At 61.2% G+C, this 18,389-nt stretch carries 10 protein-coding genes; 6 read left to right on the top strand and 4 right to left on the bottom strand.

What is annotated here, in order from left to right:
* Positions 1-130: 130 nt before the first annotated feature.
* From rpoB to HUX88_RS16290, 3 genes are all read left to right on the top strand, one after another.
* A complete protein-coding gene (gene rpoB / locus HUX88_RS16300; protein WP_176362441.1) occupies positions 131-4,237 on the top strand; it encodes a DNA-directed RNA polymerase subunit beta in 4,107 nt (1,368 codons plus the stop codon).
* A gap of 74 nt (positions 4,238-4,311) precedes the next feature.
* Positions 4,312-8,544: a DNA-directed RNA polymerase subunit beta' gene (rpoC, locus tag HUX88_RS16295; protein ID WP_117012695.1), complete on the top strand. Its 4,233-nt coding sequence runs from the start codon at positions 4,312-4,314 to the stop codon at positions 8,542-8,544.
* A gap of 355 nt (positions 8,545-8,899) precedes the next feature.
* Entirely contained in the window at positions 8,900-9,508 is a 609-nt protein-coding gene (locus HUX88_RS16290) for an ArsR family transcriptional regulator (RefSeq protein ID WP_117012696.1), read from the top strand.
* Here HUX88_RS16290 and HUX88_RS16285 read toward each other — a convergent pair.
* Complete coding sequence (locus HUX88_RS16285; protein ID WP_176362440.1) at positions 9,505-10,911, bottom strand: sensor histidine kinase; 1,407 nt, start codon at positions 10,909-10,911, stop codon at positions 9,505-9,507. The two genes, HUX88_RS16290 and HUX88_RS16285, sit on opposite strands and share 4 nt — an antisense overlap.
* A gap of 200 nt (positions 10,912-11,111) precedes the next feature.
* Between HUX88_RS16285 and HUX88_RS16280 the strand changes: the two genes are divergently transcribed.
* Positions 11,112-11,570 carry a thioesterase family protein gene (locus tag HUX88_RS16280; RefSeq protein WP_117012698.1) on the top strand — a complete coding sequence of 153 codons (459 nt, stop codon included), beginning with the start codon at positions 11,112-11,114 and terminating at the stop codon, positions 11,568-11,570.
* A 38-nt stretch (positions 11,571-11,608) separates the two neighbouring features.
* On the opposite strand, the gene HUX88_RS16275 is transcribed toward HUX88_RS16280, so the two are convergent.
* A complete protein-coding gene (locus HUX88_RS16275; RefSeq protein ID WP_176362439.1) occupies positions 11,609-13,426 on the bottom strand; it encodes a DUF885 family protein in 1,818 nt (605 codons plus the stop codon).
* A gap of 213 nt (positions 13,427-13,639) precedes the next feature.
* On the opposite strand from HUX88_RS16275, the gene HUX88_RS16270 reads away from it, so the two are divergent.
* Entirely contained in the window at positions 13,640-14,299 is a 660-nt protein-coding gene (locus HUX88_RS16270) for a hypothetical protein (protein WP_176362438.1), read from the top strand.
* 59 nt (positions 14,300-14,358) lie between these two features.
* Here the strand turns inward: HUX88_RS16270 and HUX88_RS16265 are convergent, their stop codons facing one another.
* On the bottom strand, positions 14,359-15,522 hold the full coding sequence (locus tag HUX88_RS16265; protein WP_176362437.1) for an HPP family protein: 1,164 nt from the start codon (positions 15,520-15,522) through the stop codon (positions 14,359-14,361).
* Between the two features lie 62 nt (positions 15,523-15,584).
* Positions 15,585-16,061: an Lrp/AsnC family transcriptional regulator gene (locus HUX88_RS16260; protein WP_176362436.1), complete on the bottom strand. Its 477-nt coding sequence runs from the start codon at positions 16,059-16,061 to the stop codon at positions 15,585-15,587.
* 120 nt (positions 16,062-16,181) lie between these two features.
* On the opposite strand from HUX88_RS16260, the gene HUX88_RS16255 reads away from it, so the two are divergent.
* Positions 16,182-18,224: an aminotransferase class V-fold PLP-dependent enzyme gene (locus HUX88_RS16255; protein WP_176362435.1), complete on the top strand. Its 2,043-nt coding sequence runs from the start codon at positions 16,182-16,184 to the stop codon at positions 18,222-18,224.
* Positions 18,225-18,389: the final 165 nt, after the last annotated feature.

Here is an 18,389-nt window from a genome sequence, read left to right as displayed (position 1 = left end):
AATCAGCTGGAAATGGTAGAAGTTTCAGGTTTCGTCTGTGTGACATGCAGCCGATCTTGTTGCTGAAGTGGCTAATAGTGCACTGGCAAAACCTGAATTTTTTATCCTTTCTGTCACTCACGGAGTGTCCATGCACTACTCATTTACTGAGAAGAAACGCATTCGCAAATCATTCGCGAAGCGCGCCAACGTTCACCACGTTCCGTTCCTGCTGGCTACCCAGCTCGAGTCCTACCATAGTTTCTTGCAAGAAGACGTAGCACCGTCGACACGCAAGAACGACGGCCTGCAGTCGGCCTTTACCTCGATTTTCCCTATCGTTTCGCACAATGGCTTTGCGCGTCTCGAATTCCTGTCGTACGTCCTGGGCGACCCCGCCTTTGACGTCAAGGAATGCCAACTGCGTGGCCTGACGTTCGCGTCGCCGCTGCGCGCCAAGGTGCGCCTGGTGATCCTGGACAAGGAATCGCCGACCAAGCCGGTTGTCAAAGAGATGAAGGAACAGGAAGTCTACATGGGCGAACTGCCCCTGATGACCACCACCGGTTCGTTCGTGATCAATGGTACCGAGCGCGTTATCGTTTCGCAGCTGCATCGCTCCCCTGGCGTGTTCTTCGAGCACGACCGCGGCAAGACCCACTCGTCGGGCAAGCTGCTGTTCTCCGCGCGTATCATTCCTTACCGCGGTTCGTGGCTGGACTTCGAGTTCGACCCGAAAGACATCCTGTTCTTCCGCGTCGACCGCCGCCGTAAGATGCCAGTGACGATCCTGCTGAAAGCGATCGGCATGTCGCACGAGCAGATCCTGGCGAACTTCTTCGTGTTCGACAATTTCAACCTGCGCTCCGAAGGCGCGGAAATGGAATTCGTCGCCGAGCGCCTGCGTGGCGAAGTCGCGCGTTTCGACATCGTCAACAAGGAAGGCAAAACGCTGGTCCTGAAGGATAAGCGCATCAACGCCAAGCACGTGCGCGATATCGAATCGAACGGCATCAAGCACATCTCCGTGCCGGAAGACTACCTGCTGGGCCGCGTGCTGGCCAAGAACATCGTCGATCCGGAGACCGGCGAAGTTGTCGCGTCCGCCAACGATGAGCTGACCGAAGACGTGTTGGGCCGCCTGCGCGAAGCCAACATCTCCGAAATCCAGACCTTGTACACCAACGACCTGGACCAGGGCGCCTACATTTCGCAAACCCTGCGCATCGACGACACCGCCGACCAGATGGCCGCCCGTGTCGCGATCTACCGCATGATGCGTCCTGGCGAACCGCCAACGGAAGACTCCGTCGAAGCGCTGTTCAACGGCCTGTTCTACAGCGCCGACCGTTACGACCTGTCGGCCGTGGGCCGCATGAAGTTCAACCGCCGCATCGGCCGCGATGAACTGACCGGCGCCATGACGCTGTCGAACGAAGACGTGCTGGCCGTGATCAAGATCCTGGTGGAACTGCGCAATGGCCGCGGCGAAGTCGACGATATCGATCACCTGGGCAACCGTCGCGTACGTTGCGTCGGCGAACTGGCGGAGAACCAGTTCCGCGCCGGCCTGGTGCGCGTTGAGCGCGCCGTCAAGGAACGCCTCGGCCAGGCCGAAGCGGACAACCTGATGCCGCACGACCTGATCAACTCGAAGCCGATCTCGGCCGCAATCCGCGAGTTCTTCGGTTCGTCGCAGCTGTCGCAGTTTATGGACCAGACCAACCCGCTGTCGGAAATCACGCACAAACGCCGTGTCTCCGCCCTGGGCCCTGGCGGTCTGACCCGCGAACGCGCAGGCTTCGAAGTACGAGACGTGCACCCGACCCACTACGGCCGCGTGTGCCCGATCGAGACGCCTGAAGGCCCGAACATCGGTCTGATCAACTCGCTGGCGCTGTACGCCCGCCTGAATGAATACGGCTTCCTGGAAACCCCGTACCGCAAGGTCGAAGGCTCCAAGATCACCGACCAGATCGACTACCTGTCCGCCATTGAAGAAGGCCGCTACATCATCGCCCAGGCGAATGCGACCATCGACAAGAACGGCATGCTGAGCGACGAGCTGGTCTCGGCCCGTGAAGCCGGCGAAACCATCCTGGTGTCCCCAGAGCGCATCCAGTACATGGACGTGGCGCCGGGCCAGATCGTTTCGGTGGCGGCATCGCTGATTCCGTTCCTCGAACACGATGATGCGAACCGCGCATTGATGGGTGCCAACATGCAGCGTCAGGCAGTTCCTTGCCTGCGCCCAGAAAAAGCACTGGTCGGTACCGGTATCGAACGCACCGTGGCAGTCGACTCGGGCACCACCGTGCAGGCACTGCGCGGCGGTATCGTCGACTACATCGATGCGGGCCGTGTCGTGATCCGCGTGAACGATGACGAAGCAACCGCCGGCGAAGTCGGTGTCGACATCTACAACCTGATCAAGTACACCCGTTCGAACCAGAACACCAACATCAACCAGCGTCCTATCGTCAAGGTGGGCGACCGTGTGGCCAAGCGCGACGTGATCGCCGACGGCGCATCGACCGACCTGGGTGAATTGGCTCTGGGCCAGAACATGACCGTGGCCTTCATGCCATGGAATGGTCTGAACTTCGAGGATTCGATCCTGATCTCGGAAAACGTCGTCAAGGACGACCGCTACACCTCGATCCACATCGAAGAGCTGTCCGTCGTGGCACGCGATACCAAGCTGGGCGCGGAAGAAATCACCCGCGACATCTCGAACCTGGCTGAGAACCAGCTGGCTCGTCTGGATGAGTCCGGTATCGTCTACATCGGCGCGGAAGTGCAAGCGGGCGACACCCTGGTCGGCAAGGTAACGCCTAAAGGCGAAACCCAGCTGACCCCGGAAGAGAAGCTGCTGCGCGCGATCTTCGGCGAGAAGGCATCGGACGTCAAAGACACCTCGCTGCGCGTGCCATCGGGCATGATCGGCACCGTGATCGACGTCCAGGTCTTCACCCGTGAAGGCATCGTTCGCGACAAGCGCGCGCAACAGATCATCGACGATGAACTGAAGCGTTTCCGCCTGGACCTGAACGACCAGATGCGTATTGTGGAAGGCGATGCCTTCCAGCGTCTGGAAAAAATGCTGATCGGCCAAGTCGTCAACGGCGGTCCGAAGAAGCTGGCCAAGGGCGCCAAGATCACCAAGGAATACCTGGCTGATCTGGACAAGTACCACTGGTTCGACATCCGCCCGGCGGAAGACGCATCGGCCACCGCGCTGGAAGCGATCAAGGAATCGATCAACGAGAAGCGCCACCAGTTCGACCTGGCCTTCGAAGAGAAGCGCAAGAAGCTGACCCAGGGCGATGAACTGCAACCTGGCGTGCAGAAGATGGTCAAGGTCTACCTGGCTGTCAAGCGCCGCCTGCAGTCGGGCGACAAGATGGCGGGTCGTCACGGTAACAAGGGTGTGGTTTCCCGTATCGTGCCGGTGGAAGACATGCCATACATGGCCGACGGTACGCCGGCCGACGTGGTGCTGAACCCGCTGGGTGTTCCTTCCCGTATGAACGTGGGTCAGATTCTCGAGACCCACCTGGGTTGGGCAGCGAAGGGCCTGGGTATCCGTATCGGCGAAATGCTGGCCGTGCACACCAAAGCCGAAGAGATGCGCAAGTATCTGACCGTGATCTACAACGAAAATGGCCGTCCGGAAGATCTGGACCAGTTCGACGACGAAGAGATCATGAAGCTGGCGAACAACCTGAAGAAGGGTGTTCCGTTCGCCACGCCGGTGTTCGACGGCGCGCACGAGTCGGAAATCCGCCGCATGCTGGACCTGGCCTACCCGGACGACATCGCCGCCAAGCTGGGCATGACCCCGTCGAAGAATCAGGTCACGATGTACGACGGCCGCACCGGCGAAGCGTTCGAGCGCAAGGTCACCGTCGGCGTGATGCACATGCTGAAGCTGCACCACTTGGTCGACGACAAGATGCACGCGCGTTCGACCGGTCCATACTCGCTGGTGACGCAGCAGCCACTGGGCGGTAAAGCCCAGTTCGGCGGCCAGCGCTTCGGTGAGATGGAGGTGTGGGCACTGGAAGCATACGGCGCATCGTATGTGCTGCAAGAGATGTTGACCGTTAAGTCGGATGACGTGAACGGCCGTACCAAAGTGTACGAGAACCTGGTCAAGGGCGACCACGTGATCGACGCCGGTATGCCGGAATCGTTCAACGTGCTGGTGAAAGAGATCCGTTCCCTGGGTATCGATATCGACCTGGAACGCAACTAAGACATCAAGCACGGGCCCCGCCGGTCGTTGCCGGCGGGGCAGTTTAAAGAATTCATCACTACCTGGAGTGATACATGAAAGCACTGCTCGATTTATTCAAGCAAGTACAGACGAACGAGACCTTTGACGCGATCAAGATCGGTCTCGCTTCGCCTGAAAAAATCCGTTCGTGGTCCTACGGCGAAGTTAAAAAGCCGGAAACCATCAACTACCGCACCTTCAAGCCTGAGCGCGACGGTCTGTTCTGCGCCAAGATCTTTGGCCCGATCAAGGACTACGAATGCCTGTGCGGCAAGTACAAGCGCCTGAAACACCGCGGCGTGATCTGCGAGAAGTGCGGCGTCGAAGTCACGCTGGCCAAGGTGCGCCGCGAGCGCATGGGCCACATCGAGCTGGCCTCGCCGACCGCCCACATCTGGTTCCTGAAGTCGCTGCCATCCCGTCTGGGCATGGTGCTGGACATGACCCTGCGGGACATCGAACGCGTGCTGTACTTCGAAGCATACGTGGTGACCGATCCAGGCATGACCCCGCTGAAGAAGTGCCAGATCATGTCGGAAGACGACTACGCCGCCAAGTACGAAGAGTACGGCGACGACTTCACCGCCTTCATGGGCGCTGAAGGTATCCGCGAACTGCTGCGCTCGATCGACATCCACCGCGATGCCGAGACCCTGCGCGTGGAACTGAAGGAATCGAAGTCCGAAGCCAAGATCAAGAAATACGCCAAGCGTCTGAAAGTGCTGGAAGCGTTCCAGCGTTCGGGCATCAAGCCTGAGTGGATGATCATGGAAGTGCTGCCGGTGCTGCCGCCGGAACTGCGTCCGCTGGTCCCGCTGGACGGCGGCCGTTTCGCGACCTCGGATCTGAACGATCTGTATCGCCGCGTGATCAACCGTAACAACCGTCTGAAACGCCTGATGGAGCTGCGCGCTCCAGAGATCATCACGCGCAACGAAAAGCGCATGCTGCAGGAAGCGGTCGACTCGCTGCTGGACAATGGCCGTCGCGGCAAAGCGATGACCGGCGCCAACAAGCGTCCGCTGAAATCGCTGGCTGAGATGATCAAGGGTAAGGGCGGCCGCTTCCGTCAGAACTTGCTGGGTAAGCGCGTCGACTACTCGGGCCGTTCGGTCATCGTGGTGGGTCCGCAGCTGAAACTGCACCAGTGCGGTCTGCCGAAGCTGATGGCGCTGGAACTGTTCAAGCCGTTCATCTTCAACAAGCTGGAACTGATGGGCCTGGCTACCACGATCAAGGCCGCCAAGAAGCTGGTCGAGATCCAGGAACCGGTCGTCTGGGACATCCTGGAAGACGTGATCCGCGAACACCCGATCATGCTGAACCGTGCGCCTACGCTGCACCGTCTGGGTATCCAGGCTTTCGAACCGGTTCTGATCGAAGGTAAAGCGATCCAACTGCACCCACTGGTCTGCGCGGCATTCAACGCCGACTTCGACGGTGACCAGATGGCAGTTCACGTTCCGCTGTCGATCGAAGCGCAGATGGAAGCCCGCACGCTGATGCTGGCTTCGAACAACATCCTGTTCCCGTCGAACGGCGAACCGTCGATCGTTCCTTCGCAGGATATCGTGCTGGGTCTGTACTACGCGACCCGCGAAGCGATCAACGCCAAGAACGAAGGCATGCTGTTCCCCGACGTGTCGGAAGTCATCCGTGCCTACGACAACAAGGAAGTGGAACTGACCACCCGTATCACCGTACGTATCGTTGAGAATCCAAAAGATCCAGCGACGGGCGAATTCGTTCGCACCGTGACCCGTTACGAGACCACGGTCGGCCGCGCCATCCTGTCGGAAATCCTGCCGAAAGGCCTGCCATTCTCCGTGCTGAACCGCGCGCTGAAGAAGAAAGAGATTTCCAAGCTGATCAACACGTCCTTCCGTAAGTGCGGCCTGCGCGCGACGGTGGTGTTTGCCGACCAGCTGATGCAGTCGGGCTTCCGCCTGGCGACCCGCGCCGGTATTTCGATCTGCGTGGACGACATGCTGGTACCGCCTCAGAAAGTGACCCTGATTTCGGCCGCCGAGTCCGAAGTCAAGCAGATCGAGCAGCAGTACGCTTCGGGTCTGGTCACCGCCGGCGAACGTTACAACAAGGTGGTCGACATCTGGGGCAAGACCTCCGATGAAGTCGGCAAGGCCATGATGGACCAACTGAAAGTGGAAGACGTCATCAAGCGTGACGGCACCAAGTCCACCCAGGAATCCTTCAACGCGATTTACATGATGGCCGACTCGGGCGCCCGCGGTTCCGCGGCGCAGATTCGCCAGCTGGCAGGTATGCGTGGTCTGATGGCGAAACCGGACGGTTCGATTATCGAAACGCCGATTACCGCGAACTTCCGCGAAGGCCTGAACGTGTTGCAGTACTTCATCTCGACCCACGGCGCTCGTAAAGGTCTGGCGGATACGGCACTGAAGACCGCGAACTCGGGTTACCTGACCCGCCGTCTGGTCGACGTGACCCAGGATCTGGTTGTGATCGAAGACGACTGCGGCACCTCTAACGGCACGCTGATGAAGGCGATGGTCGAGGGTGGTGAAGTGATCGAAGCGCTGCGCGACCGTATCCTCGGCCGCGTGGTGGTCAACGACGTCGTCAACCCAGAGACCCAGGCTACGCTGTACGAAGCCGGCACGCTGATGGACGAGGACATGGTCGAAGAGATCGAGCGTCTGTCGATCGACGAAGTCAAGGTTCGCACTCCGCTGACTTGCGACACGCGCTTCGGCCTGTGCGCCAAGTGCTACGGTCGCGATTTGGGCCGCGGCATGCTGGTCAACGCTGGCGAAGCCGTCGGTGTGGTCGCAGCGCAGTCGATCGGTGAACCAGGTACCCAGCTGACCATGCGTACCTTCCACATCGGTGGTGCGGCGTCGCGTGCGGCAGTGGCATCGTCGGTGGAAGCGAAGTCGAACGGTACTATCCGCTTCACCTCGACCATGCGTTACGTCACCAACGGCAAGGGCGCGCAAATCGTCATTTCCCGTTCGGGCGAAGTGCTGATCACCGACGACCACGGCCGTGAGCGCGAGCGTCACAAGGTGCCGTACGGCGCGACCCTGATCGTCAAGGACGGCATGGTCATCAAGGCCGGCACGGCCCTGGCGACCTGGGATCCGCTGACCCGTCCGATCATCACCGAGTACGCCGGTACGGTGCGTTTCGAGAACGTCGAAGAAGGCGTGACCGTTGCCCGTCAGGTGGACGAAGTGACCGGTCTGTCGACCCTGGTGGTAATCGATGCCAAGCGTCGCGGCTCGCTGACCAAGACCCTGCGTCCACAGGTAAAACTGTTGAACGAAGATGGTCACGAAGTGAAGATCGCCGGCACCGAACACGCTGTGGCGATCGGCTTCCAGGTCGGCGCGCTGATCATGGTGAAGGATGGCCAGGCAGTGTCCGTCGGTGAAGTGCTGGCGCGTATCCCGACCGAATCGCAGAAGACTCGCGATATTACCGGTGGTCTGCCGCGCGTTGCCGAGCTGTTCGAAGCACGTTCGCCAAAAGACGCAGGTATGCTGGCGGAAGTCACCGGTACTGTTGCCTTCGGTAAAGAAACCAAGGGTAAGCAGCGTCTGGAAATCACGGACATGGACGGCAACAAGCACGAGTTCCTGATCACCAAGGACAAGCAAGTGCTGGTCCACGACGGCCAGGTGGTGAACAAAGGCGAGATGATTGTCGACGGCCCTGCCGATCCACAAGACATTCTGCGTCTGCTGGGTATCGAAGCGCTGGCGCGTTATATCGTTGACGAAGTGCAGGACGTGTACCGTCTGCAGGGCGTGAAGATTAACGACAAGCACATTGAAGTAATTGTGCGTCAGATGCTGCGTCGCGTTCAGATCGTTAATGCCGGCGACACCAACTATATCGTTGGCGAGCAGGTTGAGCGTTCGGAACTGCTGGATGAAAACGATCGCGTAATTGCAGAGAATAAGATCCCTGCAACCTACGAAAACGTTCTGCTGGGTATTACCAAGGCATCGCTGTCGACCGATTCGTTTATCTCGGCCGCATCGTTCCAGGAAACCACCCGCGTTCTGACCGAAGCCGCGATTATGGGCAAGCGCGATGGTCTGCGTGGTCTGAAAGAAAACGTCATCGTTGGTCGTCTGATTCCAGGCGGCACCGGTCTGGCATTCCACCGCGCTCGCAAAGAGAAAGAGCAGTGGGAAGTGGAAGAGCGTCAAGCCCTGCTGCTGGCCGAGAAAGCCTCGATGTCCAGCAGCGATGTGGAAACGACCGAATCGGTTATTCCGCACGACGGCGAAGCATAATTCAGCTTTTAGTCCCGCAAATAAAAACGGCACCTTCGGGTGCCGTTTTTTTATTTAAGGCCGCGTTTTAAATGGCCGGTGTGCTTTTAAATATAATTCATCTGAATATCGCCTTTTCGAGAAGAGGAGTTAATCGCGGCCTGTTTGCCGCTTCCACTCGCGACAAGCGGGGTTAATATGGAATTCGCCCTGCGGCGGTCGTTCGTATGTTCGCCCCCGGTGCGTGCCGGCCTGCCCATCAGCGGCGGCCGTATCCGCCGGCGATGGCGCACCGGCTTGCCACTTGCAAGTAAACCAGGAAAACCCTACGTTTAAACACGCCAGACTGTGGTGTGTTCATGCTAAGATTTGGCTCATGATCGCTCAAGCACTCTTCACCCCTGCCCAGCAGAAGCTGCTGGGTTTGCTATTTGTACGTGTCAATCAAGGATTCCACTTGAACGAGATCATGCGCCTGACCGGTTTGGGCAGCGCCTCGGCCCAGCGGGAGCTGAAACGGCTGCATGAGTCGGGCGTCATCGTGTCCGAGCGCATTGGCAACGTGCGCCGTTTTAAGCCCAACAAGGAATGCATCGTATTCGGGGAGTTAAGCAACCTGGTCAAGAAAACCTTCGGCCTGGTGAGCGTGCTGAATTCGGCGCTGGCGCCGCTGCAGCATGTGCTGAATGTGGCCTTTGTTTATGGCGCCACGGCCAAGGAACATGAGGGCATGGATACGCCCGTGGAATTAATGCTGATCGGCGATAATACCAGCTACGGCGAGTTATTATCCCGCCTGCCGGTCGCCGAACGTTTATTGCGGCGTAAAATCAATCCCAATCTGTATTCCATTCCTGACTTTAAACGCCGTCTGCGCGAGCAACAGCCTTTTATTCTCCAGGTGTTGCGGGAGCAGAAAATATATGTCTTGGGCGATGAAACCGATCTGGAAAAGATCAGTGGCGAAGAAGTCGCCGTAAATTAATCCGGCATCTGATCGCCAGTCCATGCCTGGCGCTGCGGGAATAATAGGGAGAATCTCGTATAATGCCCAGCCTGGGATTCGCACTGTATTTTTCCGCCAAATGCGGTAATTACCCGCTGGCAGAATGCCAATCCCATTCCGGTGCCGCCGCCATTATGCCGGGTGCTATAAAAAGGCTCAAATACATGCGGCAATACATCGTCCGGTATTCCCGCTCCGGTATCCGTCACCAATAACTGCCTGCTATCTCCATTGGTAAAGAAGGCAATTTCAACCTCGCCCCGGCCGGCCGATTTAATCGCGTGTAAAGCGTTTTTAAACAGGTTGTACAGCACATAGACCAGCAAGACATCCGAGCCGAAAAACGTGAAGTCCTCGGACGCCTTCACCACGACCTTGTCGCGCATCGAGCTTTCGAACGGATAGCAGGCCAGGGCCTCATCCACGCATTTCTTGATTGAATGATTGGCGAAGTCGTTCCGGTTCAGGCTGCCCGCGCGGGCGGACGCCAGCATCATGTCGACGATGAAATTGGAGCGGCTGATTTCCGCTTCAATATGCTGGGTTAGCTTGCTCAGGTAATTCAGTTGCGCCGGCTGCAGCAGCGGCTGGATGTGGTGATGCTCCACCGCGCTTTGATAGCCGGCCAGAAGATCCGGCAGGCATTTGGCCAGCACCCGCGACTGGTTGCGGATGGTCGCCAGCGGCGTACGCATCTCGTGGGCAATGGTGGCGGCCACCTCCATCGGGTCGGCCAGCAGGTTGTGCCGCACCATGGCCTGGGCGATCAGGCCCAGGCTGGCCGCCACGAACAGCACCCCGGGCGGATAGAACTGCACGCCGTAGTTGCACAAATAGTCGACCGAGGCGAAGAAGTAGATCAGCAGGCTGACCAGGCAGTAGCGCAGCCGGCTCCTCTCGGTCGACACGGCCAGTTGCTGGCGCCGGTAGAGCAGCCACAGGCCGCGTCCAACCACCAGGCCGGTTTGCAGCAGATGCAGCGCGTGCAGCGGCCCCGCCTTGGGGTAAAAGCCAAAGAAATAGGGATACACGCCGGCGATCAGCCAATCGGTGCTCAGCATGACCACGCCCAGCAACCCGGCGCCGACATAGGACAGGTCCACCCAGCGCCGCTCGCTGCGCTGCGCAGTCAACTCGGCAACGAAATGGTACAGCGTGGTCGGCAGGAAGAGAATGAGCAGATAGCCGAGCTTGGCCAGCGCCAACGCCTCATGCTCGTCGTGGATCTGGAACAGCACGGCCCAGGTGAATTGCCAGCAGAACGTGGTGGCGCACAGCAGGAAAAACGTCAGGCTGATGCGGCTCACCCCGCGCGAATGCAGCACGTACGCGCCGTAGCAAAGGAAGAGCAGGGAGACCACGGCGGGCAGTAGGGAATGCATGCGCTTTTTCCAACGAACTGGGTACGATTAGGTCGAAGTATTGCGCGTGTTGATCTAGCTCGCTTGAGTATTGAATAGGTGTTTGCGTTTTATCAAACAAGCACATGGGAAATCCCCTTTAAGTGTTCCTGCCCGGCTTGCGGGCAAACGTTCTCGGCCGCAGGCCAGGGCGGTCCAACTCATCTTAAAGGGGAATTCCCATGCTGCTGCACGCCACCGAAGTAGAAATGTCCGAAATCACCGCTGCGAACGCCATCAACGCCAAGCAGACGTTCACCCACGCCCTGACGATTTTCCTGAAGGATTCCAACGCCTACGGCAATACATATTTCGCGCGGTATTTCGAGTGGCAGGGCATTTGCCGTGAGAAGTGGTTTTTTGATTGTATTTCGCGCGACATGCTGCAAAACGAGGGGGTGTTCATCACCAAGCGCGCCGAGCAGGACTACCTGCGGGAGACCTTCCCTTTCCAGGAAGTCCACTGCGAGTTGAATGCTTTTGATGTGAGGAAGTGTTCGTTTTGGCTGGAGTTCCGCTTTTATGCGGATGGCAAGCCGGTGTCGGTGGGGCGCCAGCAGATCGTCTTTGCCAACCATGCAAAGCAGATCACGGCCCTGCCCGAACTGGTGATCGCCCGCATCAAACGCTACGCCAAATAGCAGGATAGGGCGGGCCCGCGCGGCCCGCCCTGTTGCGATTACTTCTGTGCCGCGATCCAGCGGTCGACTTTTTCCTCCAGCAGGGCCAGCGGCAACGTGCCGTCGCCCAGCACCACGGCATGGAACTTCGGCAGGCTGAACTTGTCGCCCAGCGCCTTGGCCGCGCGCTGGCGCAGTTCGACGATTTTCAGCGATCCGATCTTGTAGCCCAGCGCCTGGCCGGGCCAGGCCATATAGCGTTCGGTTTCGGTCTTGGCGGAATTGTCATAGCCCAGCGTGTCGTGCATGTACTGGATGCTCTGCTCGCGGGTCCAGCCTTGCGCGTGCATGCCGGTGTCGACCACCAGGCGGGTGGCGCGCAGCAGTTCGTCGTTCAGGTGGCCGAAGTACTGGGCCGGATCGTCGAACAAGCCCATTTCCTTGCCCAGCGTTTCCGCATACAGCGCCCAGCCTTCGGTAAAGGCGTTGTTGCCGCCATATTTGCGGAAGTTAGGCAGATTTAGCTCCTGCATCAGGGCGATGTGGAAGTGGTGGCCGGGCTTGCCCTCATGCAGGAACAGCGTGGTCATGCCGGTGCTGCCGTATTTGCCCGGATCGTTCACCACCGACCAGAACACGCCCGGGCGCGAACCGTCGCCGGCCGGCGCCGTGTAGTGGTCCGACGCGGTGGCGCGGCTCAGTTCGGGTTCCAGGCGCAGGTCCAGCTTGGCTTTCGGCAGCAGCGTGAACATCAGCGGCAGCTTGGTGTCCAGCACATCGTTCAGCTTGCGATAGACGGCCTGGACTTCGTCCTCGGTCTTGAACGGATAGAATTTCGGCTGCGCCGCCACCCAGACCGGCAGGCCCGAGGCGGGGCCGGTATAGCCCAGCTTGGGGCCCAGCACTTCGAACTGGGCCTGGATGCGCGCGACCTCCCTCAGGCCGATGGCATGGATTTCATCGGGCTTGAGCGAGGTTGTGGTGGCGCCGGCAACGCGTGCCTGATACCAGGCGGCGCCGTTCGGCAACGCGCCCAGGCCGGTGGTGGTGCGGCAGGCCGGCACGTATTCCTTTTCCAGGAAGGTCGCCAGGCGGGCCAGCGCCGGCATCAATTGCTCGCCGACGGTCTTGCGGTAGGCGGCGGTCAGGCGCTGCTTGTCGGCGTCGGCGAAGGCGGCCGGCAGCTTGGTGATCGGTGTGTAGAAGATGTTGCTTTCCGGCGTGGCGCTGACCAGCTTCTGGAACTGCGGCAAGCCCGATTCCATGATGGCTTTCGGCTCGGTGATGCCTTGCTTCATGCCTTCGCGCATATTGGCGATGGCCTGGTCTATCCAGGCCGGCAGCTGGCTGATGCGGCTCAGGTAGGCGTCGTATTCCTTGACGGTGCCGATCGGCTGCGAGGCTTCGCCGCCCGCGTAGTTGGCCAGCGTCACGGGCACACTGTCCATCTGGTTGATCGGCAGCAGATGTTCGGGGAACTTCTCCATCGCCAGCAGTTGGTTCAGCTCATAGCCGAGGATGTCGTAGTTGATGCGGTCGCCGTTGTCCAGCTGGGCGCGCTTGATCGTCTTCAGGCGGTCGGCGAACTGGCGATACAGCTTGAACTGCTGGGCACGCTTGGCCGGGGCGATGCTCAGGCCCAGTTGATCGTCGAAACGGTTGTCGCCGTTTTCCGTTGCGTTGAGCGGCTCGAAGCGGGCGCCGGCGTCATAGTACTGGTCGGCCAGGGTTCGCAGCGCCTTGTGGGCGGGCGCGGCGCTGACTTGCGGAACAGCGATGGCCGGCGCGGCGGCGCTGGACGCCAGCGGCGCGAACGCCAGCATCACGGCCGCTGCGAGCGGGGCAAGAGTAGCAAGGGTGTTGCTGCGATACGTCATGGTTACGTCCTCGGGATGTCACAAAATTGGCGCCTAGCATAAGCCATTGCGGGGCGGCGCTGGGACAATTTTTGTATCGGTGATACATTGTTTTTCCATGGAAATTCTAAATTCAAATTTGCAAATATAATTGTTTAAAAAGCATAAAAAACCGGCGTATGCTGAGAACTCGGTCGCGTAACTTGCACCGCACTATACACAGGGAGGGATGGCATGAAAAAAATCATGAAAGCCGCATGGACACTGGCCTTGGCCGCACCGTTGGCGGCATCCGCGGTAACGCCGACCGTCAGCTGGACGGCCTGGGTCAACGCCGGCAGCGGCAGCCTGACGCAGAACGCGCAGACGATCAACGTCACCTATACGGGCGACACGATAGGCCTCGATTACAGTTCCAACATCTACGACGTGCCCTCGTCGTTCACCAACGCTGAAGTGACCAACACACCAGGCAGCAACGGCACCATTCTGATGACGGGCGGTAATGCCACCGTCAATCACTTCCACTTCAGCCAGGCGGTGGTCGATCCATACATCGACATGTTCAGCGTCGGCCAGAGCGGCGTGCCGGTCAGCTTTGTGTTCCAGAACGGCAGCTTCACCATCCTCAGCCAGGGCGCCGGACATTGGGGCGGCGGTACGCTGGTGAGCAGCGGCCTGACCGTCACCGGCTACGAAGGGAACGGTTTGCTGAAATTTAGCGGAACTTATACCGATATCAGCTTCGTTACCCCCAACAGCGAGTACTACTACGGCGCCACGGTAGGGGCGGCCATCACGTCCCCCGTGCCGGAGTCGGAAAGCTACGCCATGCTGGCGGCCGGACTGGGCCTGCTGGGCGCGGTGGTCAGCCGCCGCAAGGCCGCCTCCTGATACAAGCATAACAAAGCAGCACAGCCTGGCCGCTGCCCTCGGGCGCGGCCTTTTTTCTTTCAGGCCGCCGCTTCGGCGAAACGGCTTTCGTACAGCGCCGCCACCAGGTCCGACTGGGTGATGATGCCGGCGAAACGCTGTTCATGGTCGACGATGGGGATGTGGTGGAAGCCGGAGTCGGCCATCAGCGGCACCAGGTCGACGATCGGCGTGTCCAGCCGCGCGGTGGTCGGATGCTGGGTCATGATCTGTCCGACCACTTCGGCCTTCTCGGTGTGCGTGACGCCGCTTTTGCGCAGGAATCGCTGCAGTTGATGGCGGATGCTGCGATAGTCGTCCAGCCCGCCGTGCTCCAGGAAATCCGTCTGCGTGACGATGCCGATCACCCGCCGCGCCCGGTTGAGCACCGGCAGCGCGGCCACGCGGTGTGCGCGCATCTGCTGCCAGGCTTCCTCCAGGCTGGTGCCGAACTCGGCGCTGATGATGTCGCGCGACATGATGTCGGCGCAGCTGATGATGCCGAAGCGGCGCTGGTAGGCGCGCTGCTCGGTCTGCATGAACAGCGATTCCAGCTCGTCGCGGCTGATGTCCAGCACCTGGTTGTATTGCTTGAGCACGGCGTCCAGGTCTTCCGGCTTGAAGCCCAGCCGCACCGTCGGCACGGCGTCGCTGGTCGCGTGCGGGTTCGGATGCGCGCCTTGCTGTGCATGGGGATAGCGCCTTCCGGTCAGATTGTTGTATAGCATGGCCATGACGGCCAGCAGCGTCGTGTCGACCAGCACCGTCACCAGCGGGAAGGCGAAGCCGGCCGCGTGGATGGCCGGGCCGCCGATCACCGCCGTCAGCGCCACCGCGCCGCCGGGCGGATGCAGGCAGCGCAGCGCGAACATCGCGGCGATCGCGGTGCTGGCGGCCAGCGCGCACAGCAGCGGCGTCGACAGCACGTCGCCGAACCAGCGCACGCACAGCACGCCCATCAGGCCGCTGACCACATTGCCGCCGATGGCCGACCACGGCTGCGCCAGCGGACTGGCCGGCAGCGCGAACAGCAGCACGGACGAGGCGCCGATCGGCGCGACCAGGAACAGCGCGCCGGGCGCCATGGATTGTCCGAGCAGCGCGGTCAGCAGCAGGCCGAACAGGGCGCCGCCGGCGGCGCGCAATTGTTCGCGGCGGCTGGCGGTGGTGGGGCTGGGCAGCCAGCGGTCGAGCAGTGCGCGCATGGGCTTAATCAAGTATTTGATATGGGACAAATATTATCCCATGCTCGGCCCGCCACTGCACATTATTGGTGCGAAACCAGCTCCAGCGGTAACGCCGTGGTGATCTTGATCTGCTCCATCGAAAACGCCGACGATACCCCGGACAGCTGCGCCACCTTGATCAACTTCTTGTAAAACCTGTCATATCCTTCGATATCGCTCGTTACCACCTTCAACAGATAATCGATGTCGCCGCTCATGCGATGGAACTCCTGCACTTCCGGCAGGGCGACCACGGCCGCGGCGAAGCGCGCCAGCCATTTGTCGTCGTGCTGGCTGGTCCGCACGCTGACGAACACCGTCACCGGCAAGCCCACCTTGCGGCGGTTGACGATGGCCACGCGGCTCTCGATATAGCCTTCCTCCTCCAGCCGCCGCACCCGCTTCCAGCACGGCGTGGTGGACAGCCCGACCCGTTCGCTGAGCTGGGCGATCGACAGCGTGCCGTCGCCTTGCAATGCGGACAAAATTGCATAGTCGTAGCGATCGAGTTGGTTCATTCTATTATTTCCTGAAATGGAGCATAAAAATGCTGAATTGGATGCGTATCAAGGGTATTTTAGTACATCTGTTTCCACGCGGCTGAGTAAACTGTAGGCATTGATGACACAGGCATTTTCATGACGACCGAAATCTACCTTGATGGCAACGCCACCACCGCCGTGCTGCCGGCCGCCATCGCCGCTGCGGCCGATGCCATGGGCCAGCGCTACGGCAATCCCAGCAGCAGCCACGGCACCGGCCTCAAGGCCAAAGTCCTGCTGGACCAGGCGCGCGCCTGCGCGATCCGCCTGCTGGGTGTGGGCGAAGGCCGCCTGATGTTCAACAGCGGCGCCACCGAAGGCATCCAGACCGCCGTGCTGTCGGCGCTGGTCGCGCTGCGCGAACGCCGAGAGCGCGGCGAGGCCATCGGCGGCCTGCTGGTCTACGGCGCGACCGAGCACAAGGCCGTGCCGGAAAGCCTGGCGCACTGGAACCGCCTGCTGGGCCTGAACCTGACGCTGCACAAACTGCCGGTCGACCAGGACGGCGCGCACGACCTGGCCCAGCTGCGCGCGCTGGCGCCGCAAGCCGCGCTGGTGTGCACCATGGCCGCCAACAACGAAACCGGCGTCATCACCGACCTGGCCGCCATCGAGGCCGTGCTGGCCGAGACCGGCAGCCCCGCCTACTGGCTGGTCGATTGCGTGCAGGCGCTGGGCAAGCTGGACCTGAACCTGGCCGCCACCCGCATCGACTACGCGCCGTTCTCCGGCCACAAGCTGTACGCGCCGAAAGGCGTGGGCATGTTGTACGTGCGCGCCGGCGCGCCGTTCACGCCGCTGATCATGGGCGGCGGCCAGGAGGGCGGCCAGCGTTCCGGCACCGAGAACATGGCGGGCATCGCCGCGCTGGGCGTGGTGCTGGCCGCGCTGGAACGCGGCGACACCTTCCGCAGCCATCACCAGCTGGCCAGCTATCGCGCTCGCCTGGCCGAGAGCCTGCGCGCCGCCTTGCCCGGCGTGGTGTTCAATCACCCCTTCGACAAATCGCTGCCGACCACGCTGAACTTTTCCGTGCCCGGCCTGTCGAGCCGCGAACTGATGGACGTGTTCGACGCCGCCCAGGTGCGCGTCAGCTCCGGCAGCGCCTGCTCGGCGGCCAAGGCCGCGCCCAGCTACGTGCTGGACGCCATGCACGCGCCGCTGTGGCGCAGCGCCGGCGCCATCCGCATGTCCTTCGGCCCGCTGGCGGACGAGGCCACCATAGCCGACGCCTGCCGCCGCATCGAGCGTTGCGGCGCGGCCTTGCGCGCCAGCTGCCTGATCCCGTCCGAACGCACCGCCGTCCCGCACGACGGCCTGCTGCAACTGGGCGTCGAAGGCGCGTGCAGCTGGCTGGTGCTGGACGCCGCCAGCCGCAGCTGCATCGTCATCGATCCCTTGCCGGAAATGACCGGGCGCATCGAATCCTATGTGCGCTGCCAGAACTACCACGTGCAGGCCATCGTCAGCACCACGACCGGCGTCGATAGAAGCGTGCTGATCGAAGCGCTCGGCCGCCACTTCGACCACCGCGCCGCGACCGACGCCTACGGCTGGCCTGCCGCCGCCGTCATCAAGCTCGGCGCGCAGACGCTGGCCCGCGTGGCGGACGGCGCCGCGCGCCATTACCTGCTGGGCGTGGCCGACGGCGACACGCTGGCGCCGCGCGCGGTGCGCTTCGCCTTCAGCGCGCGGCCCGCCGTGGACGCGCTGCGTCCGCTGACCTGCGCGCAGACGCTGCTGTGCCCGACACGCGACGAACACAACCAGTTCTGCGTCGGCATGGCCGCGCCCGCCAATGCCGGCGCGTCTGCGGACATGCAACTCGACAGCGCCGCGTTGGACGCCTTCCTGCAAGCCCATCCCGACGCCAAGCTGGTCGATGTGCGCGAGCCGTATGAATTCGCCGCGACGACCGCGCCCGCTCCGGGCGGACGCCAGGCCCTCAGCGTGCCGCTGGGCCGCCTGGCCGAGCACGCCAGCGACTGGCTGCGCGGCGAGCGCACACCGCTGGTGTTCTTCTGTCGCAGCGGCAACCGCAGCCAGAAGGCCGCGCAGCTGCTGCACCGGCTCGGCCACGCGCAGGCATACAGCCTCAGCGGCGGATTGGCGCTGGCGCCGCTCGCGAAGGCGGCCTGATCAGATCAAGGTTTCTTCCTTTACAAGGCCGCGCAAGCGGCCTTTTTTTTCGTGGAAATTCTGTATGTACGTCAGCGCACAGTCGCGTGCCGTGCGCCCCCGTAGGATGCCTAGGCAGATAATTTCCTATTCGCAGAATCAAAACGAGGTACACCGTTGAACAAG

Source organism: Duganella sp. BJB1802 (genome assembly GCF_013369445.1).
Classification (GTDB): domain Bacteria; phylum Pseudomonadota; class Gammaproteobacteria; order Burkholderiales; family Burkholderiaceae_D; genus Rugamonas; species Rugamonas vulcania_A.
The sequence above is the reverse complement of the archived record's forward strand: the minus strand, read 5'-3'. Positions and strand labels throughout refer to the sequence as shown.